We start from the raw sequence: 7,094 nt of genomic DNA on the forward strand, positions 1-7,094 counted from the left end.
ATAAATATAGTATGATTAATTATTTAACTGATGACTAGATTTATAAAATAATTTAAAAAAGTAATCAGCTTCAAATTCCAACAAGATATTTTTTTTTAAGAGGAGTAGATGAAAAGGATTTTGAGTTTCGTATTTTCTGAAAAACAATATCTATAAAAATATTTACGATAGCTAAGATTGAAATAGAAATTGAAGAAAGAGGAGATATAAATGAATAGAATCATAGTTACAAGAAAACAATATTGCCATTCCATTAAATAGTGAAAGAACCTCAAGATTCAAATATAAACCATCATTGGTACAGGTAATCTTGTAGTTTGTTTGATAATAGGGCGCCATTTGATGGAAGAGTAGGGGTCGAACTATCATGTTGCTTAAGAGATCGAGATTTTTAGTTAACATAAACATTTACATGTTTTTATTTATATTGATTTATAGCTTTTTAAAAGAGACAACTTTGTATAAAATCTATGTTATGTAAACTGAAATTATTCATACATCATTTTTCAAATATAATTAGCATTTTATACTTTTTTGAATTAAAATAGACTTAAGATTTAGTAGTAGTGCCAAAAATAAAAAAAGAAATACTATTATTAGGAGGAAGCATTATGGCAAACATAAAATATGTTGGTAATGACACAAAGAAATCTGAAAACGGAAAAATTCATAGAAAAGAAGGTAATTATACTGGTTGTGGAGCAAGAATTGATGACAATCCACAAGATTGGCAGTCTACGACTTCTTCTATCACTTGTGAAAAAAAAGGCTGTAAATAGAACCACCTCAAAGTATTAATTTAAAAATTAATCGGATAAGCAATATAGCACAGCTTTGGCAACACTATAAAATCTAAATATGAAACCGCTATCTTGGTTTGTATGTATTTTAGTTATCACTTACTACTTAGTGATAGCTAATAGATTGTTCCATATCAATTCTGAATAAGAACCATACATTGTTTCATTGTTAATACACAGATAAACAAAAATTTTTTAATATTTTATGCCGAAGATGCAGTATTGATACATAAAATCTGCGATATCATAAAAATGAGTCCTATCAACAGAATTATAATATTTAGACAAAGGAAATCAAGCATATATCATAATTGATTTCCTCATATAATTTGATTAAAAAGAGACATCAATATTTGAAAGCGGATGATACAGTTGATTCATTAATTCCGTGTCGCTTTTACGTCCACGATTAGAGAGCAGAATCACACTAGTTTTATTATCTTTAGAAAACAACCCAAACGATTCGAATCCTCCTTTACCACCATGAGCACGGAAATAAGTCCCTTTGTCATAAAAACCTGCTGCATAGAATCCGCCAGCGGCTGGTTGCCACATTTGCTCCAGCGAAGCTTTATCTAACAGTTTCCCATTCAATAATAAATCATAATAGCGATACAAATCGCCAACTGACATATAGAGATTTCCAGTTCCTACCTCAGCTGCCAAGTTAGCTGAGGAAATATCGTTAGGGTTCCCATAAGGATCTGTTTCACCATCCGTTTTGTAATTGACCGTAGGATGATCCTGCTGCAAAAAAACTTTATATAAGAAAGAGTGTTTCAACCCATTCTTATTGATAAAATAATCCGTTAACAGCATATCATAACTTTTTCCTGTTACTTTTGTCAAAATGCCTGCTAGTAAATTGTAGTTGATGGGACTGTATTTGAATGTTCCTTGGGTTCCGGATAAGACAGCATGTGCAGCATCCCAGTCGAGAATCTGCTGCACGTCTTCCAGTCCTTGGGGATTTTCTGAAAGCTTGAGTCCGGAAGCCATCTGCAGCATTTGCTGAATCGTAATATTAGCAGCACCAGGAATATAGGGATAAAAGCGGGCTAACGTATCTGTCAAGAATAATTTCCCGTCCCTAACTGCTCGCATAATCAAGACAGCTGTTAGACCTTTTTGTATCGAGCCAATATTGAATAATGTTGTCGGAGTATTTTTAATATCAGCTGCCTTGTCCGCATATCCGTACCCTTTATGCAGCAGGACTTTCCCATTTTTTATAACCAATGCACTTCCGATAAAGCCACTGGAAATAATTTTCTGATCGTAGATAGCTCCTTCAGGTGTGATGACTTCTTGATTACTAATGAGATTGTCATAGTTTCCCGCATCCAACAAGTCCTGTTTCTTGTTGGATGCGGGCTGCTCATTTTTGGAAGAGTAGCTGCTGGCAGTACTGGAATGTACAACTTGCTCACTGAAATGATCAGAAGCATCCGTTGGTTCCGTTGGTAAAAACAAGTAGTAGAGGCCAATGAGACCACAAATAATCACAAGGATATCAATCCCAAGCACTAGTTTATGAACGTTTCTTTTTGCATGTTTTTTCGTATGTCTACTCATTGAATAAAGCCTCCAACATTTCTATTCTCCAACAGTCCTCCTTTTTCATTCCCCCTGAATATCTTTTGGTGCTTCTTGCTGCCAATTTTTGGATAGGAAATAATGGTTGATTTCATAAGATGGTTTCTCTTTGCCCTTAGAATCCAAGAATGGCTGAATGTATTCATCTGCTGCTAGCCAGCCACGCCAGCCTAAGTGAATCGTATCTTCCATAAAATAGGGTTGATTGCCTTTCGTTGATAAATCAGCGATATTCATAAAGCCTTGACTTCTTAACTGGTAGCGGATCTTTTTGTCAAAACCAGTCAACACCTCTTGCGGTAAGCCAGTATAATCCATCCACTTCTGATTGATAGGCGGAATCACAAATAAGACATCCACATTGTTGCGAGCAAATTCTGTCAGTACTAGTTGAAAGTCACTATATTCTGGTCCAAAACGATAATCCCATTTCTTTTGAGAGCCTTTCATTTTATCTATGCGGCTTTGCAGATTATGTTGGTAAAAAGAATTCTTGATCCCTAAAGAATTATTAGTCGTTTCTGCTTTTCCTTCATTATCGGCTACTTGTTCTATTTGAGCGAGATTATAGGTAGAAGGTAATTTCTTTGCAGCAGCAGTGATTTTGTCAGTCAAGTTATGCCCCAACCCAAGACCACTAAAAAGCTCATCTTCCCGTTTCAAAATAGATCGTTGCAGATCAATCTGTTTTTTCTGCCAATCAGTTGGTATCTTACCGGATTTCACTTCATTCAAGACTTGTTCCGTCAAGCGATTTTCTCTCACTTTCGAATAGTCTAAGAGACGTTCGGCATAGTATTGATCGGTGTCAGAGATTTTCTTTAACGAAGAGAGCCAATCGTACACATGCTGTTCGGAATAATGATGGTTGAAATAGTCTCCTTTCAACCCTTTAGGAACGAACCATTGAGGGGAAACGATGAAGACTGCTTTTTTCCCTGCTAATTCTTTCGCCATTGATTGAATGATGGCGTACTGGGTCAGCGACTGGGTGCCAGGTGCACCAATCAAAAATGGCGTATAAGAACGGTGATATTTCTGCACCAATACGGAAGGATGTGTGGCACTCACACGGTTTAGTTCGGATGAGCCAAAAAATGGGACATATTTTCCTGTTGCTATTGCCTCATTTTTGATATGATCCCCACGAAACACCGCATCATTCATTGCCGTCGCCGCTTGAGCGATGACTTTCGGATCGTGGCTATTGATCTTCCAAGGGCCAAGGAAGAGTCCCCCGACAAGAATCACCGCACAAAGAAGCGGTCCAAAAGCCGTGAATAGTCGTTTTTTCATCATCGGCTTTGCAGCGTGTCGACTTTCTCAATGATTTTTGCTGGTGTATTCCACTCTGCCCGGTCAAATTCTGATACAGGAAACTCAATTCCTAACCGCCCTTCTAGTTCAACCAGCAATTGAACAGATCCTAATGAATCTAATAATCCTCCATCAAAAAGATCGATTGTTTCGTTTTCTTTTACTTCGTCACTTCCTGTAACTGATACTAAAATGTCTAATACTGCTTCTTTGGTTGTCATATTCTTTTCTCCTTTTATTTAACGAATAATTTGTCTAAGATTCCTGAGAAAATCAGGAAACTAAAGCAAACTGCTTGGAAGGTCAATACAGTGGACACCGCTTTGGTTAGTTTGTTCGAAGGTAGATTTCCTTGTTTTTTCTTCCAACGGATCCACGCATCATTTCCGCAAATCAGTGTCGCATGATATACCCCGTATAAAATGTAATACCAGGTAAGACCGTGCCAAATGCCCATTAATAGAAACAGGGCGAAATAACCGACATTAGATGCTACTATACGACTTTTGAAAACTTTCTTTTTGATCAGGGTGAACATCAATCGCATGTATACGTAGTCTCGGAACCAAAAAGACAGACTCATGTGCCAACGATTCCAGAATTCTTTGATATTGGGCGCCAGAAAAGGTTTATTGAAGTTAGCTGGTGTATCATAACCCATGAAGTTGCTGATACCAATTGCAAATAAACTATAACCAGCAAAATCAAAGAACAGATACATACTATAGACATACATATACCCTAGCATTCCCCAAGAGAACAGTCCATTTTGCAGGGCTTCTTTGGTCACGATCGGTAGTAATACTTGACCGAGATAATAACCAAGAATGAACTTATACAGGAGCCCTAGCATTATTTTGGCGACTCCTTTGTTTAAATAGTCGAGATACACTTCTTTTGTCGGTGGATTCAGCAGATCTTTCTCAAAGCGACGATAACGATCGATCGGTCCCGAAGAAATCGTTGGAAAGTATAGTAAAAACTGGATATAACGCCAAGGATGGTATTCTTTGATCAGGCCATCCCGTATCTCCATGATCATTTGCACCGATTTGAAGGTCAGATAAGAGATGCCCAAGAAATAAATCAGTGAGGCATGCCCAACAAAGAAAGGGGTGACTTTACTCAATGCCAATGGTAAGATCGCTGCTACCACTGCACCATAAAAGACGCCTGAAGTATTTGCTCGTTGACGATGCTGATAATAGCCATAGACGAGTAATGTCTGATACACGACGTACCCGATCAGCGCCAGACCCTGCTGCCAATATTCACCACCAAAACTTACGTACAATACCGCTAGTGTGAGTAACGTTTGATACCATTGCCAACGCTTTTGTTTGAACAGCAGCACAAGCATCATCGGAAGCAATCCTACCATTAGCCAAATGAAATAGGTGGGATTTGCATAAGGAATCATATGCTGCAGGTTCATGAAGGATTCACCTCATTTGTCAGCCGTTTGCGGTCGATTTTGCCATTTGCCGTATGGGGCAGATGCTCAACATAGATAAATCGCTGCGGGATCATATACTCCATCACCGTTTCACTCAGTGAAGATTTGATGGCTTTTGTCAGTTGAAACTCTTTCTCGAAGGGGTGCGTTTCGGGAACGACATAAGCAATCAACTGTTCCACTTTCTTTTCTTGATATTTAGGGACTACGACGGCTTGTTTGACCCACGAACTATTGCTTAAATGATGGTCAATCTCTTCTAGTTCCATTCGATACCCATGGAACTTCACTTGAAAATCAAGACGCCCTTCATAATGCAACAAACCATCTTCCGTCATTCTGCCGCTATCGCCGGTTCGATACGCTGGTTGCCCTTCATGGACAAAAAATGCCTCTTTTGTTTTTTCGGGATTGTTCAGATATCCTTTTGAAACGCTAGGACCACTAATGATAATCTCACCTACTTGCCCTTTAGGAACTAGTTGATCTTCTTCCATAAAGAAAACCGTCGAATCTTCTTTCACATACCCAATTGGCACCCGATCATATTGCTCCAGTAATTCTTCAGTGATTTGCACGCCGGATACGGCAACAGTCGCTTCAGTAGGTCCATAAGTATTGTAGATTTTTGCATTCGGAAAACGTTCCAGTAGCTCTTGAGCGGTTTTTTTCGGTAGTTCTTCCCCACAGAATAAGAAACGCTCCAACTGAGGAACGTGCATCCCGTCAAAGGTCTCTTCCATCAAACATAGTTTCATAAATGAAGGTGTCGAGATCCAAACATTGATAGCCAATTGCGGCAAAATCGCAAATAATGTTTTGAAGTCATTAATGACAACCTTTTTTAAAGGTACCAAGCAGCCGCCAGAAGTTAATGCTGGGTACACCCCCATGACAGAGAGATCAAAGGAATACGGTGCCTGCGCCAAATAATACATCCCGTCGCGTAAGGAAAAATCTTTCAATGTCCATTGCACGAAACTCAATAAATTCCCGTGACTAATCTGGACTCCCTTAGGGATGCCGGTCGTTCCTGATGTAAAGATGATGTAATAAATATCATCTTTTCCGAGCGTTTTTGCGTTACCTAAATTGCGCCCGCTTTGATAAATTTCTTCCAATTGATTTATTTCTAGCATTGGAATCATTGTTTCCGGACCTTGCCAGTCAGCTACACTAATGATCAAATCTGGTGTAGCCACAGAAAGGATCAATTCAACACGCTCTTTTGGTGTGGTACTTTCAATGGGGATATATGCCCGACCAGTTTTGGAAGCTGCCAAAAAAGCTGTCAGCATGTCAAATTCTAACTCGCCATAAACAACAATCGGTCCGCGAGTTTCCAACGTTTCCTCGAAATAGGCAGCTAATTGATTGGATCGAGCTGCTAATTGTCCATAAGTATATACTTGGTGATCTTCCCGGTAGGCAATCCTCTCTGAATCTTTTTTTGCCCACTCTTCAATGGCTTGCACAATATTCACCACGTTCATGAACATTCCTCCTAAAATTCATTATAGATAAAGGTGCCACCTTGCACGTTTTTATAGTGATAAAGATAAATTATCATAACGATAACAAAAAAATATAAAATAGTTTTCCACACAAAAGTAAGTACATGACTCTCAGGTCTATTATTCATAAATTTTTTCACAAAATTTCACCTCATGATAATATTCTGGAACCATTTTAATATAATTCAATAATACGAGACATTGATTTGTAGACTATAATCCTTACAATTTGGTAAGATTATTCTATGTTATTTAAACTTAATAAGGTTATGGTTATCCTATTAATATATAATGTATCTGGTCTATGAAAAATTGAATATTTTGTTTCTATTACTTACATCAAACGAATCGCTTCATGTGATTAATTAATCAATATAAATTATATGAAAAATCTCAATTATATTAAGATCT

Annotated in this window: 7 protein-coding genes; 1 reads left to right on the forward strand and 6 read right to left on the reverse strand. The window is 37.9% G+C overall.

Translation table 11 applies throughout. The features are described from left to right. The first annotated feature begins 611 nt into the window (after nt 1-611). The gene (locus tag A5878_RS17585) at nt 612-779 is read left to right on the forward strand and encodes a hypothetical protein (RefSeq protein WP_010748147.1); all 168 of its coding nucleotides are present in this window, start codon (nt 612-614) and stop codon (nt 777-779) included. Nucleotides 780-1,133: 354 nt separating this feature from the next. On the opposite strand, the gene A5878_RS16840 is transcribed toward A5878_RS17585, so the two are convergent. Genes A5878_RS16840 through A5878_RS16865 form a run of 6 tightly spaced genes read right to left on the reverse strand, consistent with a single transcriptional unit; the run spans nt 1,134 to nt 6,811 of the window. Beyond that, nucleotides 1,134-2,375, reverse strand: coding sequence for a serine hydrolase (locus A5878_RS16840; RefSeq protein WP_086295825.1), 1,242 nt, complete (start codon nt 2,373-2,375; stop codon nt 1,134-1,136). Nucleotides 2,376-2,420: 45 nt separating this feature from the next. After that, nucleotides 2,421-3,695 carry a D-alanyl-lipoteichoic acid biosynthesis protein DltD gene (gene dltD / locus A5878_RS16845; RefSeq protein WP_005237701.1) on the reverse strand — a complete coding sequence of 425 codons (1,275 nt, stop codon included), beginning with the start codon at nt 3,693-3,695 and terminating at the stop codon, nt 2,421-2,423. Next, complete coding sequence (dltC, locus tag A5878_RS16850; RefSeq protein ID WP_010748144.1) at nt 3,692-3,934, reverse strand: D-alanine--poly(phosphoribitol) ligase subunit DltC; 243 nt, start codon at nt 3,932-3,934, stop codon at nt 3,692-3,694. Before dltC ends, dltD begins: the two co-directional genes overlap by 4 nt. 14 nt (nt 3,935-3,948) lie before the next feature. Further along, nucleotides 3,949-5,148, reverse strand: a complete 1,200-nt coding sequence (gene dltB / locus A5878_RS16855; protein WP_005237703.1) for a D-alanyl-lipoteichoic acid biosynthesis protein DltB — start codon at nt 5,146-5,148, stop codon at nt 3,949-3,951. Then, a complete protein-coding gene (gene dltA, locus A5878_RS16860; protein WP_010748143.1) occupies nt 5,145-6,662 on the reverse strand; it encodes a D-alanine--poly(phosphoribitol) ligase subunit DltA in 1,518 nt (505 codons plus the stop codon). Before dltA ends, dltB begins: the two co-directional genes overlap by 4 nt. 11 nt (nt 6,663-6,673) lie before the next feature. Beyond that, a complete protein-coding gene (locus tag A5878_RS16865) occupies nt 6,674-6,811 on the reverse strand; it encodes a teichoic acid D-Ala incorporation-associated protein DltX (protein WP_080646975.1) in 138 nt (45 codons plus the stop codon). Between the last annotated feature and the right edge of the window lie 283 nt (nt 6,812-7,094).

This window comes from Enterococcus sp. 3G6_DIV0642, assembly GCF_002140635.1.
In the GTDB taxonomy this organism is placed as follows: domain Bacteria; phylum Bacillota; class Bacilli; order Lactobacillales; family Enterococcaceae; genus Enterococcus_D; species Enterococcus_D casseliflavus.

Excerpts from the sequence above, each read along its gene's own strand:
- A5878_RS17585 (WP_010748147.1), top strand. The coding sequence starts at position 612 with ATGGCAAACATAAAATATGTTGGTAATGACACAAAGAAATCTGAAAAC.
- dltB (WP_005237703.1), bottom strand. The coding sequence starts at position 5,148 with ATGAACCTGCAGCATATGATTCCTTATGCAAATCCCACCTATTTCATT.
- A5878_RS16865 (WP_080646975.1), bottom strand. The coding sequence starts at position 6,811 with ATGAATAATAGACCTGAGAGTCATGTACTTACTTTTGTGTGGAAAACT.
- dltC (WP_010748144.1), bottom strand. The coding sequence starts at position 3,934 with ATGACAACCAAAGAAGCAGTATTAGACATTTTAGTATCAGTTACAGGA.
- A5878_RS16840 (WP_086295825.1), bottom strand. The coding sequence starts at position 2,375 with ATGAGTAGACATACGAAAAAACATGCAAAAAGAAACGTTCATAAACTA.
- dltD (WP_005237701.1), bottom strand. The coding sequence starts at position 3,695 with ATGATGAAAAAACGACTATTCACGGCTTTTGGACCGCTTCTTTGTGCG.
- dltA (WP_010748143.1), bottom strand. The coding sequence starts at position 6,662 with ATGAACGTGGTGAATATTGTGCAAGCCATTGAAGAGTGGGCAAAAAAA.